General features: G+C 71.5%; 14 protein-coding genes. 7 read left to right on the top strand and 7 right to left on the bottom strand.

The genetic code is table 11. The features are described from left to right. Window positions 1-11: 11 nt before the first annotated feature. Both DEJ49_RS24825 and DEJ49_RS24820 read right to left on the bottom strand, forming a co-directional pair. Entirely contained in the window at window positions 12-974 is a 963-nt protein-coding gene (locus DEJ49_RS24825) for a zinc-binding dehydrogenase (RefSeq protein WP_150186173.1), read from the bottom strand. A gap of 120 nt (window positions 975-1,094) precedes the next feature. Beyond that, on the bottom strand, window positions 1,095-2,309 hold the full coding sequence (locus DEJ49_RS24820; RefSeq protein ID WP_150186172.1) for an NADP-dependent malic enzyme: 1,215 nt from the start codon (window positions 2,307-2,309) through the stop codon (window positions 1,095-1,097). A gap of 473 nt (window positions 2,310-2,782) precedes the next feature. Here DEJ49_RS24820 and DEJ49_RS24815 point away from each other — a divergent pair, with 473 nt between their 5' ends. Genes DEJ49_RS24815 through DEJ49_RS24805 form a run of 3 tightly spaced genes read left to right on the top strand, consistent with a single transcriptional unit; the run spans window position 2,783 to window position 5,482 of the window. Continuing rightward, window positions 2,783-3,739, top strand: a complete 957-nt coding sequence (locus tag DEJ49_RS24815; protein ID WP_150186171.1) for an ABC transporter substrate-binding protein — start codon at window positions 2,783-2,785, stop codon at window positions 3,737-3,739. 40 nt (window positions 3,740-3,779) lie between these two features. Continuing rightward, complete coding sequence (locus tag DEJ49_RS24810; protein ID WP_150186170.1) at window positions 3,780-4,721, top strand: amino acid ABC transporter permease; 942 nt, start codon at window positions 3,780-3,782, stop codon at window positions 4,719-4,721. Next, the gene (locus DEJ49_RS24805; protein ID WP_150172160.1) at window positions 4,721-5,482 is read left to right on the top strand and encodes an amino acid ABC transporter ATP-binding protein; all 762 of its coding nucleotides are present in this window, start codon (window positions 4,721-4,723) and stop codon (window positions 5,480-5,482) included. The genes DEJ49_RS24810 and DEJ49_RS24805 overlap by 1 nt, the downstream gene beginning before the upstream one ends. A 125-nt stretch (window positions 5,483-5,607) precedes the next feature. On the opposite strand, the gene DEJ49_RS24800 is transcribed toward DEJ49_RS24805, so the two are convergent. Next, window positions 5,608-6,393, bottom strand: a complete 786-nt coding sequence (locus DEJ49_RS24800) for a class I SAM-dependent methyltransferase (RefSeq protein ID WP_150186169.1) — start codon at window positions 6,391-6,393, stop codon at window positions 5,608-5,610. A gap of 91 nt (window positions 6,394-6,484) precedes the next feature. Between DEJ49_RS24800 and DEJ49_RS24795 the strand changes: the two genes are divergently transcribed. After that, window positions 6,485-7,135: a CGNR zinc finger domain-containing protein gene (locus tag DEJ49_RS24795; RefSeq protein WP_150186168.1), complete on the top strand. Its 651-nt coding sequence runs from the start codon at window positions 6,485-6,487 to the stop codon at window positions 7,133-7,135. On the opposite strand, the gene sodX is transcribed toward DEJ49_RS24795, so the two are convergent. After that, on the bottom strand, window positions 7,018-7,452 hold the full coding sequence (sodX, locus tag DEJ49_RS24790; protein ID WP_190329642.1) for a nickel-type superoxide dismutase maturation protease: 435 nt from the start codon (window positions 7,450-7,452) through the stop codon (window positions 7,018-7,020). The two genes, DEJ49_RS24795 and sodX, sit on opposite strands and share 118 nt — an antisense overlap. A gap of 144 nt (window positions 7,453-7,596) precedes the next feature. On the opposite strand from sodX, the gene sodN reads away from it, so the two are divergent. After that, window positions 7,597-7,992, top strand: coding sequence for a superoxide dismutase, Ni (sodN, locus tag DEJ49_RS24785; protein ID WP_055564736.1), 396 nt, complete (start codon window positions 7,597-7,599; stop codon window positions 7,990-7,992). Between the two features lie 70 nt (window positions 7,993-8,062). Here the strand turns inward: sodN and DEJ49_RS24780 are convergent, their stop codons facing one another. Beyond that, window positions 8,063-8,755, bottom strand: a complete 693-nt coding sequence (locus DEJ49_RS24780) for a response regulator (protein WP_150186167.1) — start codon at window positions 8,753-8,755, stop codon at window positions 8,063-8,065. Next, window positions 8,752-10,773 carry a histidine kinase gene (locus DEJ49_RS24775; protein WP_190329440.1) on the bottom strand — a complete coding sequence of 674 codons (2,022 nt, stop codon included), beginning with the start codon at window positions 10,771-10,773 and terminating at the stop codon, window positions 8,752-8,754. Before DEJ49_RS24775 ends, DEJ49_RS24780 begins: the two co-directional genes overlap by 4 nt. A gap of 106 nt (window positions 10,774-10,879) precedes the next feature. Between DEJ49_RS24775 and DEJ49_RS24770 the strand changes: the two genes are divergently transcribed. Both DEJ49_RS24770 and DEJ49_RS24765 read left to right on the top strand, forming a co-directional pair. After that, the gene (locus tag DEJ49_RS24770) at window positions 10,880-12,010 is read left to right on the top strand and encodes a CPBP family intramembrane glutamic endopeptidase (protein ID WP_150186165.1); all 1,131 of its coding nucleotides are present in this window, start codon (window positions 10,880-10,882) and stop codon (window positions 12,008-12,010) included. Further along, complete coding sequence (locus DEJ49_RS24765; protein ID WP_223832982.1) at window positions 11,949-13,991, top strand: elongation factor G; 2,043 nt, start codon at window positions 11,949-11,951, stop codon at window positions 13,989-13,991. Before DEJ49_RS24770 ends, DEJ49_RS24765 begins: the two co-directional genes overlap by 62 nt. Window positions 13,992-13,994: 3 nt before the next feature. On the opposite strand, the gene DEJ49_RS24760 is transcribed toward DEJ49_RS24765, so the two are convergent. After that, window positions 13,995-14,927: a sigma-70 family RNA polymerase sigma factor gene (locus tag DEJ49_RS24760; RefSeq protein ID WP_150186163.1), complete on the bottom strand. Its 933-nt coding sequence runs from the start codon at window positions 14,925-14,927 to the stop codon at window positions 13,995-13,997. Between the last annotated feature and the right edge of the window lie 18 nt (window positions 14,928-14,945).

Genomic DNA, 14,945 nt, shown 5'->3' with positions numbered 1-14,945 from the left:
GGTCGGCGAGGTCAGACCGCCAGCACGATCTTCCCGAACTGCTCGCCCGACTCCAGGCGCCGGAAGCCCTCCTTGGCCCGGTCCAGGGGCAGGATCTCGTCGACCACGGGCCGCACGCCGGTGGTCGCGCAGAAGGCCAGCAGGTCCTCCAGCTCGTCCTTGGTGCCCATGGTCGAGCCGACGACCTTGAGTTCGAGGAAGAAGATGCGGGTGAGCTCCGCGTGCGAGGGGCGGTCGCCGCTGGTCGCTCCGGAGATGACCAGCGAGCCGCCCGGCTTCAGCGACTTGACCGAGTGGGACCAGGTCGCCGCGCCGACGGTCTCGATGACCGCGTCGACGCGCTGCGGGAGGCGCGCGCCCGCCTCGACGGCCTCCACGGCGCCCAGCTCCAGCGCCCGCTTGCGCTTGGCCTCGTCGCGGCTGGTCGCGAAGACCCGCAGGCCGGCCGCCTTGCCGAGGACGATCGCCGCCGTGGCGACGCCGCCGCCCGCGCCCTGCACGAGGACCGAGTCGCCGGGCCGGACACCGGCGTTGGTGAAGAGCATGCGGTACGCGGTCAGCCACGCGGTGGGCAGGCAGGCCGCCTCCGCGAAGGAGAGCTCCTTCGGCTTGGGCAGCACGTTCCAGGTGGGGACGGCGACGCGCTCGGCGAAGGTGCCCTGGTACTTCTCGGTGAGGATGGAGCGGCCCTCGTGCGGCCCGACGCCGTGGCCGGACTGTCCGATGACGGAGTGGAGAACGACCTCGTTCCCGTCCTCGTCGATCCCCGCCGCGTCGCAGCCGAGGATCATGGGCAGCTTGTCCTCGGCCAGGCCGACGCCGCGCAGCGACCACAGGTCGTGGTGGTTGAGGGAGGCGGCCTTGACGTTCACGGTCGACCAGCCGGGGCGTGCCTCGGGGGCGGGCCGCTCCCCCAACTCAAGGCCGTCGAGCGGCTGGTCACGGTCGATACGAGCAGCGTAGGCAGCGAACATGAGGCGACCCTAGGCGGGCGGGGTGCCCCGGCGGAACCACGTACGGCTGTGACACGCACCGCGCCCCCTGCCGCACGGTGTGGCGGGGCAGGGGGCGCGACCGGCCTCGGAGAGGGGACGTCAGCTGCGGGCGACGCCCTCCGCGCGGGCCGCGGCGGCGACCGCCGCGGTCACGGCCGGTGCGACGCGCTCGTCGAACGGCGAGGGGATCACGTAGTCCGCGGAGAGCTCGTCGCCGACGACGTCCGCGAGGGCGTCGGCAGCGGCGATCTTCATGCCCTCGGTGATGCGGGAGGCCCGCACCTGGAGCGCGCCCGCGAAAATGCCGGGGAAGGCCAGCACGTTGTTGATCTGGTTCGGGTAGTCCGAACGGCCGGTCGCCACCACGGCCGCGTACTTGTGCGCGACGTCGGGGTGGACCTCGGGGTTCGGGTTGGCCATGGCGAACACGAACGCGTTCGGCGCCATCGACGCGACGGCGGGCTCCGGGACGGTGCCGCCCGAGACGCCGATGAACACGTCGGCGCCCTTCAGGGCCGCCTCCAGCGAGCCGCTGATGCCGGCCTTGTTCGTCAGCTCGGCGAGCTCGCGCTTGACCGGGGTGAGGTCGTCCCGGTCGCGGCTCACGATGCCCTTGCGGTCCGCGACCGCCACGTCGCCGAGCCCCGCCTCCAGGAGGAACTTGGCGATGGCGACACCGGCCGCGCCGGCGCCGGAGATGACGGCCCGCAGGTCGCCGAGGGTGCGCCCGGTCAGCTTCGCCGCGTTGCGCAGCGCCGCCAGCGTCACGACGGCCGTGCCGTGCTGGTCGTCGTGGAAGACGGGGATGTCGAGCCGCTCCTGGAGCTTGCGCTCGATCTCGAAGCACCGCGGCGCCGAGATGTCCTCCAGGTTGACGCCGCCGAAGGACGGGGCGAGGCGCACCACCGTCTCGACGATCTCGTCGGCGTCCGTCGTCGCGAGCGCGATCGGCACCGCGTCGACGCCGCCGAACTGCTTGAACAGGATGGCCTTGCCCTCCATCACGGGGAGGGAGGCCTCGGCGCCGATGTCGCCGAGACCGAGCACGGCGGTCCCGTCGGTCACCACGGCGACGACATTCGATTTCCACGTGTAGTCGTGGACGAGCTCCGGACGCTCCGCGATCGCGCTGCACACTTTCGCGACGCCGGGCGTGTACGCCAGGGACAGGTCGTCCTTGTCGCGGACCGGCACGGTGGCCTGCACGGCCATCTTGCCGCCGCGGTGCAGCGCAAACGCCGGATCGAAGGGCTCGTCGGCGCCTTCGTGATCCGTACTGCTGTCGCTGCGAGGATTGACGATCTCCGCTGCCACTTGTCTGACCCCTTAAGTCTTATTCATCAGTTGAGGGTGTCCACTCCCGGTTGGGAAGTGGGCGGGCACCGCGTCCGTTCCCCGCCTGTCGGCGGAGGGAGGTACGGACACGCGAGCGCGCCGCACACGCGCCCTGGGCCCCGGATGAGGGGTGTAGCCAACCTTTGTACCTGAAGGCGGTGGGCACGGGCGAGTGACATTGGTTGCAGCATGCTCAGCAGAAGTCCCTGGAGGCCGGGACGAGTGTCACTGGGGAATGCCCGATTCCTCCAGATTCCCCGAATAGGGCATTTTGCGGCCCACTCAGCCACCAATGTCGCGTTTCGAGGCTCTCCCGTTATCCGATTTTGATATCTCCGGCACCCAGAATCGGACGGTCCGAATGGCAAGATGCGCTCATCACACGAGGTCGCGACACCCGAAGGTGTGTGCCCGACCGTTCGGCAACTCCCTCATCCGCCGGAGGACCCACCATGACCGCAAGCTCCATTTGTCGTAGGACCGTCGGCAAGTCCGCGAAGTCCCGGATTGCCGCGGTCGGCACGATCGCGGTCGTCGGCTCGCTGCTGCTCTCCGGCTGCGGCGACCAGACCAACGACAAGGGAAGCGACTCGGTCAGCAACGCCCCGCTCGCCGACAAGCTGCCCAAGGACATCCGCGACGCGGGCGTCATCAAGGTCGGGTCCGACATCGCCTATCCGCCGGTCGAGTTCAAGGACAAGTCCGGCGACACGGTCGGCATCGACCCGGACCTGGGCGAGGCGCTGGGCAAGCAGCTCGGCGTGCGGTTCGAGTTCGAGAACGGCACCTTCGACACCCTCCTCGGCGGCCTGCGCTCCAAGCGCTACCAGGTCGCGATGTCGGCCATGACCGACACGAAGAACCGCCAGGAGGGCGTCGACGAGGAGACCGGGAAGAAGGTCGGCGACGGCGTCGACTTCATCGACTACTTCACGGCGGGCGTCTCGATCTACACCAAGAAGGGCGACGACCAGGGAATCAAGACCTGGGCGGACCTCTGCGGCAAGAAGATCGTCGTCCAGCGCGGCACCGTCTCGCACGACCTGGCGAAGGCCGAGTCGAAGAAGTGCAAGGGCGGCAAGAAGATCGCGATCGAGCAGTTCGACAACGACCAGCAGGCCCAGACCCGGCTGCGCTCCGGCGGCGCCGACGCGGGTTCGTCCGACTTCCCGGTCGCCGCGTACGCGGTGAAGACCTCGGGCGGCGGCAAGGACTTCGAGCTGGTCGGCGAGCAGGTCGAGGCGGCCCCGTACGGCATCGCCGTCTCCAAGAAGAACCCCGAGCTGCGCGACGCGATCCAGGCGGCCCTCGACGCGATCATCAAGAACGGCGACTACGAAAAGATCATCAAGAAGTGGGGCGTCGAGGACGGCGCGGTCGAGAAGGCCGTCATCAACGGCGGCAAGTGACCCCCTCCCCCTCCCTCCCAGTCGCTGAAAGGCCACTCACGTGACCACCGACATCTCCAAGAAGGGCCCGGAGGACGACGTCCCCGCGGCCCGCCCGGCGGAGGCCATCAAGGCCATCCCGGTCCGGCACTTCGGCCGCTACGTCGCCGCGGTCCTCGCGATCGGCGTGCTCGCCGCGATCGTCTACGCCTTCTCGCAGGGCGACATCAACTGGGGCGCGATCCCCGACAATTTCTTCGACGAGCGCATCCTCAAGGGTGTCCGCGAGACGCTGATCCTCACCTTCCTCTCGATGCTCATCGGCGTCGTCGGCGGTGTGCTGCTCTCGGTGATGCGCCTGTCGAAGAACCCGGTGACCTCGTCGATCGCCTGGTTCTACATCTGGTTCTTCCGCGGCACGCCGGTCCTGGTCCAGCTCTTCGTCTGGTTCAACCTCGGCTTCGTCTTCGACTACATCAACCTCGGGCCCGTCTACAAGGACGAGTGGTCGGACTTCATGACGCCGTTCCTGACGGCGCTGCTCGGCCTCGGCCTCAACGAGGCGGCGTACATGGCCGAGATCTGCCGCGCCGGTCTGCTCTCGGTCGACGAGGGCCAGACCGAGGCGGCGCACGCTCTCGGCATGAGCCACAACAAGACGCTGCGCCGCGTGGTGCTGCCGCAGGCGATGCGCGTCGTGGTGCCGCCGACGGGCAACGAGTTCATCAACATGCTGAAGACGACGTCCCTGGTGGCCGCCGTGCAGTACTACGAGCTCCTCAAGTACGCGCAGGACATCGGCACGTCGTCCGGCGCGACCGTCGAGACGCTGCTGCTCGCCGCCTGCTGGTACCTGATCATGACGTCGATCCTCAGCGTCGGGCAGTACTACCTCGAGCGGTACTACGCCCGCGGCTCGTCCCGCACCCTGCCGGACACCCCCTTCCAGAAGATCAAGGCCAACATGCTGTCGCTGGGCAACCGCGCGGGAGGTGTCCGCTGATGACCGCCATGGTGAAGTCCGAGGGCGTCCACAAGTCCTTCGGCAACGTAGAGGTCCTCAAGGGCATCGACCTCGAGGTCAAGACGGGCGAGGTCTTCTGCCTGATCGGCCCGTCCGGTTCCGGCAAGTCGACGTTCCTGCGCTGCATCAACCACCTGGAGAAGATCAACGCGGGTCGGCTGTACGTCGACGGGGAGCTGGTCGGCTACCGGCAGAAGGGGGACAAGCTGTACGAGCTCAAGGACAGCGAAGTCGCCCTGAAGCGCCGTGACATCGGCATGGTCTTCCAGCGCTTCAACCTCTTCCCGCACATGACGGCCCTTGAGAACGTCATGGAGGCGCCGGTGCAGGTCAAGGGCGTCGCGAAGGCCGAGGCGCGGGAGCGCGCGGGCCAGCTTTTGGAGCGGGTCGGCCTCGCCGACAAGGCGGGCAACTACCCCTCGCAGCTCTCCGGCGGCCAGCAGCAGCGCGTCGCGATCGCCCGTGCGCTCGCGATGGACCCGAAGCTGATGCTGTTCGACGAGCCGACGTCGGCGCTCGACCCCGAGCTGGTCGGCGACGTCCTCGACGTGATGCGCGACCTCGCCGAGACCGGCATGACGATGGTCGTCGTCACGCACGAGATGGGCTTCGCCCGCGAGGTCGGCGACAGCCTCGTCTTCATGGACGGCGGCGTGGTGGTCGAGTCCGGCAACCCCCGCGACGTCCTGACGAACCCGCAGCAGGAGCGTACGCAGTCGTTCCTGTCGAAGGTGTTGTAGCGCTTCGCTGATCGGGCGATCACGGAGGGGCCGGTACGGATTCCGTACCGGCCCCTCCGGCGTGCCCCGTCAGGGGCGCGGGGAACTGCGCGACAAGCCCCCACCGGCCCGCAGCCGGGGTTCCGCTACTTGAGACCAAGAACCATCGCATCGGAGGGCGACGCCCACACCGTCCGCGCCTCGCCGAAGCCCGCCTCGCGCAGCGTTCGCGCGTGCCACTCGGGCGACGGCGTGTCGCCGTCCGCGTGCTCGCCGTAGATCTCGAACCGCCTGGCGGTGGGCTCGGCCAGCACCGGGTCCTTGGCTGCGAGCTGCCACCACTCCTTCCAGTCCACGGCGCCCTCGGCCTTGGCGCGGTCCATACGGGCGTGGCGCTGGGCGCGGTCGGCCTCGTTCAGGCGCGGGGTCGCCGGGTCCGGCATGTGGTCGGCGTTCATGAAGACGCCGCCGTCGCGGACGAGCCCGGCGACCTGGCCGTAGAGCGCGGCCAGGGGCTCGCTGAAGAGCCAGTGCAGCGCGGTGGCGGTCAGCACGGCGTCGTACGAGTCGTGCGGCAGCGCCGCCGTCCAGTCCGGGTCCTTCAGGTCGGCGGTGACGAAGGTGACCCGGTCGTCCCCGGCGAACGTGCCCTCGGCGATGGTGAGCAGTGCGGGGTCGAGGTCGACGCCGACGCTCGTCGCGTCCGGGAACCTCTTGAGCAGCCGGTCCGTAATACTTCCCGTACCGCACGCCAGATCGAGGATGCGCGGCGCGGTCCCGACCACGGCCTCGACCATGTCGAGCATGATCCGGAACCGCTCCTCGCGGTCGGGCAGGTACCACTGCTGCTGCCGGTCCCAGCTGTCCTGCCAGGCGCGCCAGTCGGTGCCGCGCGCGGCGCCGGCTTCTGTTCCGGTCCCCGTTTCCGTCATCAGAACCCCTCCACTACGTAATACCCTGGTACCGCAATCGGCCATTACCGGCCGACGAGATGACCCTAGCCCGCCCTCGTAAGGACTACAAGTGGAACTGGCCTATTACTCGGACTACGCCGTACGCCTGGTCAACAGCGAGGAGCCGGGCCGCAACAAGGACACGCTGACGTCCGTCGAGGCGATCAGGGAGCTCTTCGGACCGAGCACGCAGATGGCCCGCCGCGCCACGGACTCCGACGTGACGCGCTTCCGGTCCGTGCGGGCCAGGCTCCGGGCCGTCTTCGAGGCGGCCGACGGCGGCGACGAGACCCTCGCGGTCGACCTGCTGAACTCACTGCTCCTGGAGTTCCCCGTCAGCCCGCAGATCTCGGGCCACGACCACCGGGACGACGACGGCCGCCCGCTGTGGCACCTGCACCTGGCGGACCACCCCTCCAACGCGACCGCCGGGTACGCCGCGATCGCCGCGATGGGCCTCGCCTTCCACCTCACCGAGCACGGCGTGGACCGCCTCGGCCTGTGCGAGGCGGCGCCGTGCCGCAACGCCTACCTCGACACGTCGACGAACCGCTCCCGGCGCTACTGCTCGGACCGCTGCGCGACCCGCGCCAACGTCGCCGCCTACCGCGCCCGCAAGCGCCTGGAGACGGAACGTTCCGCGAGCACCGGCCGCACCGCGCCCACCGCCCAGCGCGCCAGCGCGAACGCCGAACGGCGGCCCGGCGCCGGCGGACGGTAGCGGAACCGGACCTTCCCGAGGACGAGTTCCTCGGGAACGACTCCGTAGTCCGTGCTGTCCCCGCCCGCGAACGGGTTGTCGCCGAGCACCCACCAGCCGCCCGCGCGCCGCTCCTTGGCCCGTTTGACCACGAGGAGGTCCTGCTGGAAGGGGTGGCGGAGGACCACCACGTCACCCGGACGCACCCGCGCCCCCCACTGCACGAGCAGCCGGTCCCCGTGGTGCAGCGTCGGCACCATCGAAGGGCCCGTCACCTCCGCGGCGCCCCACGGCACGAGGGCCCTCCCGCGCTCGCTCTCCTGCGACAGCTCCGGCATCACCGGCACCTCCCCGGTCCTATCCTCCACCAGTCCCAGTCTGACCCTGGACTTTTGTCCTAAGCCCATGGGGGCCCTCGCGAAAACCCGTCTCTCACGGAGTAATGTCCCACCTGAGAAGACGATCACGAGGAGGACAGCAACATGCTCACCCGCCTGTTTGCCCCCAAGGTGAAGGTCAGCGCGCACTGCGACCTGCCCTGCGGCGTGTACGACCCGGCCCAGGCCCGCATCGAGGCGGAGTCGGTCAAGGCCGTGCAGGAGAAGATGGCCGCCAACGACGACGCGCACTTCCAGGCGCGCGCCGTGGTCATCAAGGAGCAGCGTGCCGAGCTCGCCAAGCACCACGTCTCGGTGCTGTGGAGCGACTACTTCAAGCCCCCGCACTTCGAGAAGTACCCGGAGCTGCACCAGCTGGTCAACGACACCCTGAAGGCCCTCTCGGCCGCCAAGGGTTCGACCGACCCGGCCACGGGCCAGAAGGCGCTCGACTACATCGCCCAGATCGACAAGATCTTCTGGGAGACGAAGAAGGCCTGACGCACTCGCGTCGCTTTCGCGTTCACTGACAGCACCCGGCATCCGCGCGGAGCCGGGTGCTGTCGGCGTTTCACCTCGTCCGTGGTCTGGCCAGGCCCAGGTCGTACGCGAGGATCGTGGCCTGTACCCGGTCGCGCAGGCCCAGTTTGCCGAGGACCGCGTTGACGTGGGACTTCACCGTGCCGGTCGTCACGCCCAGCGCGTCGGCGATCTCCGCGTTCGTGTGGCCCGCGGCCACCAGGGTCAGGACCTCGCGCTCTCGGGGCGTCAGGGACTCCAGGACTTCGGGGTCCTGGGCGGTCGTCGGCGCCGGGACCGTGCCCGCGAAGGCGTCGATGAGGCGGCGTGTGACGGTGGGGGCGAGCATCGCCTCGCCCGAGGCCACGATGCGGATGCCCGCGAGGAGTTCCTCGGGCAGCGCGTCCTTCAGGAGGAACCCGGAGGCGCCCGCGCGCAGGGCGTCGTGGACGTACGCGTCCTGGTCGAAGGTGGTCAGGACGAGGACGCGGGGGGTGCCGGCGACGGGGTCCGCCGTCAGCAGGCGGGTCGCCGTGAGTCCGTCCATGCCGGGCATGCGGATGTCCATGAGGACGACGTCCGTGGCGAGCTCGGAGGCGAGCTGCACGGCGTGGGCGCCGTCCGCCGCCTCGGCCACCACCTGGAGGTCCGGTTCCGCGTCGACGATCGCGGCGAAGCCGGCACGGACGACGGCCTGGTCGTCGACGACCATCACCCGGATGGGGGTGGGGGCGGGACCGATCATGTGAGGGCTCCTTGAGGGGACGTCTTCCGCTCCGTCGTGGCGGCGCGCGCGGCTTCGGTGTCACCGGGTGCCGTCACCTCGCGCAGCGCGGCCAGCAGCTCGCGCATCGCGGCGAGGCCCGCCCGCGCCTCAGCGGCGACGCCGCTCAGGTCGCCCGCCTCGGCCCGCGCGACCACGGCGTCGGCGTGCCGCAGGACTTGGCCGCGCAGTTCCACGGCGATGCGGCGCCGCTCCTCGTGCGCCTCGGCGACCGCCGACCACACCGTGGCCGTCAGCGCGTGGTCCTCCCAGGCCCTGACGCGTTCGCGCCGGGACCGTACGGCGGCACCGAGGCCCCAGAACGCGGCCATCGGCGGCAGGAACGCGGCGCCGACGATGACGTTCAGGAACAGCAGCAGCCCGACGCCGCCGTCCTCTTCAAGTTGCGTCATGCCGTCGGCCACGGCGAGGGCGAGGAAGGACAGGCACAGGCCGGCGGCCGCCACGGCCATGACGGGCCATGTGCCCCGCGCCGGGCCCGCGAACGCCCCCACGGCGTACACGGCGACGCACTCCGCGACGGCACCCGCCGTCGCCAGACAGAGCGCCACATCGGGCGAGAGCAGCCCGAACGCCAGGCCGAGCGGCGCGAGCCAGGCCGTGGCGAGGACCGCGCAGAGCACCGCCCAGGGCGCGCGGCGCCGCCACAGCAGCGGAAGCGCGTGCGCGACGGCGGGACCGCAGGCCAGGGCGGCGGCAGTGGGCTCCTCGACGACGACCGCGAAGACGGGCAGCGTGGCGACGGCGAGCGCGACGGCCCCGTCGGACAGGTCGAGGCCGCGCAGCGCGCGGTGGCCGACGGCCCGTTGGCGCTGGGCTCTCGTCGCGCCCGGCAGGTGGGCGTGGACCGCCCACCCGGCGCCGTCCGTACGCGGCCCGGCCGTGAACGTGCCGCCGAGCGCGGTGGCACGCTCGCGCATCCCGACGGTTCCCCGCCCGCCCCCGAGCCGCTGTCGCGCGGCGGGAACGCCGCCGGGCACCCCGCCCGCCGCCCCGTCGTCCTCCACGGTGACGTCCACCGTGCCGTCGGCGGCCTTGGACAGGACGTGGATGCGTACCGTCGAACCCGGGGCGTAGCGCAGGGCGTTCGTGAGGGCCTCGCGGACGATGGCGAAGGCCGCTTCCGCCGTCGGACCCGTCAGGGGCGCCGCCTCCGGTGCGACATGCACGCCGGGGCGCAGGCCGAGCCGGGCGAAGCCTGCGGAGAGCTCGGCGACGCGTTCGCCGAGAGGGCTCTCCTCGTCCGCCGCCGACGTCCGCATCAGGGCGACCAGGCGGTGCAGCGCCGCCGTCGTCTCACGGCCCGTGTCCGCCGCGAACTCCAGCGCTTGGGCCGTCAGTTCCGGCTTGCGGTCGCCGAGCCGCAGTGCCGCGTCCGCGGTGACGACCACCGACGTGAGGTGGTGGGCGCTCACGTCGTGCAGTTCGCGGGCGAGCCGCTCGCGTTCGGTGAGCGCGGCGCGGGCGCGTTCGGACTCGGCCCGCGCCAGCTCCCGCGCCGCGCTGCGTCGGCCCGCGAGCCAGCGGCGGCGGCTGCGGCCGAGACCCACGACGGTCAGGAACAACACGCAGTTGACCACGGCCTCGCCCGCCGCTTCGGTCCCCGAATCGAGCACCAGCACCGACCGGCCCGCCTCACAGAGCGCGAGGACGGGTCCGACGACGGCCACCGTCCGCCCGGGACACCGCACGGCGACCGAGTACAGGGCGATCAGCACGCCCAGCGCGTGCACGAGCGTCGCGTCCTGCGGGAGCGGCAGGCAGGCGAGCAGGACGGCCTCGACGGTGAGCGCCGCGGCGACGGGGCGACGGCGGCGTACGGCGAGCCCCGCGGTGAGCGCGGCCGCAGCGGCGAGCGCCGCCGCCGACTGGACCGCACCGACCGCCGGATCGTCCTCGCGCAGGGCGCGGCCCGGCCAGTAGGCCAGCTGCAGGGCCGTCAGCAGGACGGGCAGCAGCCAATGACGTATTCGCTCCATATCGGGCTCGATGATACGGAGGCCGGATCTCTCTATCTCTGGTTGGAGGGCGTGATCGTGCGGGCGGCCGACGCGTGGAGCCGGTGCCGCCGGAATGCTGGTGTCCATGACCGCTACGCCGTTCCCCGACGCTCCGCTTCCCCCACCGCTCCCCTACCACCGTCTCGCCCGCTCCACCGGCCGTCACCGCTGGTGGAGGCCCCTGGTGGGGACCGCTCTCGTGCTGGCCGGTGCGCTCGTCGCGGCGGTCGCCGTGCTGCTGGGCGGTGAGATCGCGGGAGCGTTCCTGGACCGGCCCGTCGACAAGGACGGGTTTCACGTCTGGGGCGGTATCGGGGAGACCGGCAGCGCGCTGCTCTCGCTCGCCCTGCTCACGCCCGTGGTCTTCCTCGCCGCGCGCTGGGCGCAGCGGCGTCCGGCGGGCACGCTGTCGTCGGTCGCGGGCAGGCTGCGGTGGGACTGGCTGGGGCGGTGCCTCGTCGTCGCGCTGCCGTTGGTCGTCGCGTCGCTCGGGGTCATGATGCTGCTGCCCGAGTCCGCGGGCGGGGGCGTGGACGGCAGCGGTGGCGGCACGGAGTGGGCGGGGTGGCCGGACTTCCTGCTCGGCCTCGCGATGGTGTGCGTGCTGGTGCCGTTCCAGGCGTCGGCGGAGGAGTACGTGTTCCGGGGCTGGCTCGTCCAGGCGGTCGGGGCGTGGTGCCGTACGCCGTGGCCCGCGCTCGTGCCGCAGGCGCTGCTGTTCGCGGCGGCGCACGGCTGGGGCACGCCGTGGGGCTTCGCGGACCTCGTGGTGTTCGGCCTGGTGGCGGGGGTGTTGACGGTCCGTACGGGTGGGCTGGAGGCGGCGATCGGCCTGCACGTGGTCAACAACCTGCTGGCGATGGGCGTCTCCGCGGCGATCGCCGGCGCGCTGGCCTCCGACGAGACGGCGGCGGACATGGACTGGCTGGCGGTGGGCGTGGACGTGGTGATGCTCTGCGGGTACGCCGCCCTCGTGCTCCGCCTCGCGAACCGCCGCGGAGTCGGCGTTAATCAGTTGCCGGAAGAGGCCGCTGTTGCTGGACTGGGGGGTGTCGGCGGAAGGCCGGCGTCGTCCATGGAGGAGAAGGAAATGCGGCGTTCGTGCATGTCCCACGCGAATGGAATCCCCACTCCCCCAAAGGACATGGACGTACGTGGAATCAACCCTTCCGCACACTCTGAACCTGGGCATTCTGGCCCACATCGACGCCGGTAAGACCAGCCTGACCGAGCGGCTGCTGCACGCCGCCGGTGTCATCGACGAGATCGGCCGCGTCGACGACGGGAACACGCAGACCGATTCGCTCGCCCTGGAGCGGCGGCGCGGCATCACCATCAAGTCCGCCGTCGTCTCCTTCGCCGTCGACGGTACGGCCGTCAACCTGATCGACACCCCCGGCCACCCGGACTTCATCGCCGAGGTGGAGCGCGTGCTCAGCGTGCTCGACGGGGCGGTACTCGTGGTCTCCGCCGTCGAGGGCGTGCAGGCGCAGACCCGCGTCCTGCTGCGGACGCTGCGGCGGCTCCGCATCCCCACGCTGATCTTCGTGAACAAGACCGACCGGCGCGGCGCGCGCTACGAGGGCGTGCTGCGGCACATCGCCGAGCGTCTGACCGCTGACGTCGTCCCGATGGGGTCCGTCCCCGGCATCGGCGCGCGCGGCGCGCGCTTCGTCCCGTTCACCGGCAGGGACGAGGCTTTCACCGCCCGGCTGACCGAGCTGCTGGCCGAGCACGACGACGCGCTCCTCGCCGCGTACGTCGACGACCCGGCGTCCCTCCCGTACGACCGGCTCCGCGCCGAACTCGCCCGGCAGACCCACCGCGCCCTTGTGCACCCCGTGTTCTTCGGGTCGGCCGTCACCGGCGTTGGGGTGCCCGAACTGATGCGTGGCATCCGCGAGTTGCTGCCCGCTCGGCGCGGTGACGCGGACGCCCCCGTCTCCGGCAGCGTCTTCAAGGTCGAGCGCGGTGCCGCCGGGGAGAAGATCGCCTACGTGCGCATGTTCTCGGGCACCGTCCGCACCCGCGACCGATTCCCGGAAGGCAAGGTCACCGGCGTCAGCGTCTTCGAGCAGGGCGCCGACGTACCGCGCGACGAGGTGCGCGCGGGGCAGATCGCGAAGGTGCGGGGGCTCGCGGGCGTACGGATCGGGGACGTCATCGGCGTACCGCGAGAGGGCGTCCGAGCCGGTGCGCGGCATTTCGCGCCGCCCACCCTGGAGACCGTCGTCAGCCCGCTGCGCGCCGCCGACCGCGGCGCCCTGCACCTCGCGCTCGGCCAGCTCGCCGAGCAGGACCCGCTGATCGACCTGCGGCAGGACGACGTCCGCCAGGAGGTCTCCGTGTCGCTCTACGGAGAGGTCCAGAAGGAGGTCATCCAGGCGACGCTCGCCGAGGAGTACGGGCTCGACGTGACGTTCCGGGAGACCACGACGATCTGCGTGGAGCGGGTCGTCGGCACCGGTGCGGCGTACGAGATCATCGACACCGGCCCCAACCCGTTCCTGGCCACGGTCGGGCTGCGGGTGGAGCCCGCGCCGGTCGGGGCGGGGGTGGAGTTCCGGCTCGGGGTGGAGCTCGGGTCGATGCCGTACGCGTTCTTCCGTGCCGTCGAGGAGACCGTCAGGGAGACGCTCCACCAGGGCGTGCACGGCTGGCGCGTCCCCGACTGCACGGTCACGATGACGCACGCGGGCTACTGGCCGCGGCAGAGCCACGCCCACGGCACGTTCGACAAAAGCATGTCGAGCACCGCGGGCGACTTCCGGCACCTGACGCCGCTGGTCCTGATGGACGCGCTGCGGGCGGCGGGCACGGAGGTGCACGAGCCGATGCACCGCTTCCGGCTCGACGTGCCCGCCGACACGGTCGGCGCGGTCCTGCCCGCGCTCGCCCGGCTGCGCGCCGTCCCGCACACGCAGACGACGGGCGGGGCCGGGGCGTCGTACCGGCTGGAGGGGGACATCCCCGCACAGCGGGTGCACGCGCTGGAGCAGCTGCTGCCCGGACTCACCCGGGGCGAGGGCGAGTTGGAGTCCGCCTTCGACCACTACGAGCCCGTGCGCGGCGGCACGACGCCGACGCGTGAGCGGACCGACCACGACCCGCTCCACCGCAAGGACTACCTGCTGCGCGTGGTGCGCCGGACCGGCGGCAGCGGACGGGAGGGCGCCGCTGCCACCGCCGACCGGTGACCCTCAGGCATCCCTCAGCGGGCGCGTCAGGAACTCGAGGCGCTCGCGGTCCGCGATGATGTTGATCTCCACGATGCGGCCGTCCACCACCGTGAGGGCGCCGAGGGAGACCGGCTCGCCGCCGGGGAGCGCGACCAGGCCCGGCATGCCGTTGATGAACACCAGGTGCTGGTCCGCGGCGACCGACGCGAACATCGCGGCCTGCCCGGCCACCGCCGCGGCGCCGCGCACCACCTTGGAGAGGCCGGAGGACAGTTCGCCCGTGTCGGCGCGCAGCACGACGTCCGGGTCGAGGAGTTCGAGGAGCGCGTCGAAGTCACCGGCGCGCGTGGCGGCCATCCACGCCTCCACGACCTCGCGCTGCTTGGCGACGTCGGTCTCCGCCGCGGGCGTGGAACCCTGCACGCGGCGGCGGGCCCGGCTGGCCAGCTGCCGGGTCGTGGCCGGTGAGCGCTCCACGATGGGCGCGATGTCGTCGAAGGGCACGCCGAACATGTCGTGCAGCACGAACGCGAGGCGCTCGGCGGGCGCCAGCGTCTCCAGTACGACGAGGAGCGCGAGGCCCACCGAGTCGGCGAGCAGCACTTCCTGTTCGGGGTCGGCGACGTCGGCGCGGGACACGACCGGGTCCGGGACGTGGGTCTCGCCGTGCGCCTGCACGGACGCGTCCAGGGAGTCCTCGCGCCGGGACTGCCGGGTGCGCAGCAGGTCGAGGCAGATGCGGCCGACGACGGTGGTCAGCCAGCCGCCCAGATTGTGCACCTCCTCCGCCCCGGGGTCCGCCTCGGTGCGGCTCAGCCGGAACCACGCCTCCTGCACCGCGTCCTCGGACTCGCTCAGCGAGCCGAGCATGCGGTACGCGACCGCGTTCAGGCGGGGCCTGTGCTCCTCGAAGCGTGCCGCGAGGGCGACTTGGGCCGAACCGTTCTCGATCATGCCGTCATTGAACAGGAG

It is taken from the genome of Streptomyces venezuelae, from assembly GCF_008642335.1.
Taxonomy (GTDB): Bacteria; Actinomycetota; Actinomycetes; order Streptomycetales; family Streptomycetaceae; genus Streptomyces; species Streptomyces venezuelae_F.
This window is presented reverse-complemented; position numbering and strand designations above follow the sequence as displayed.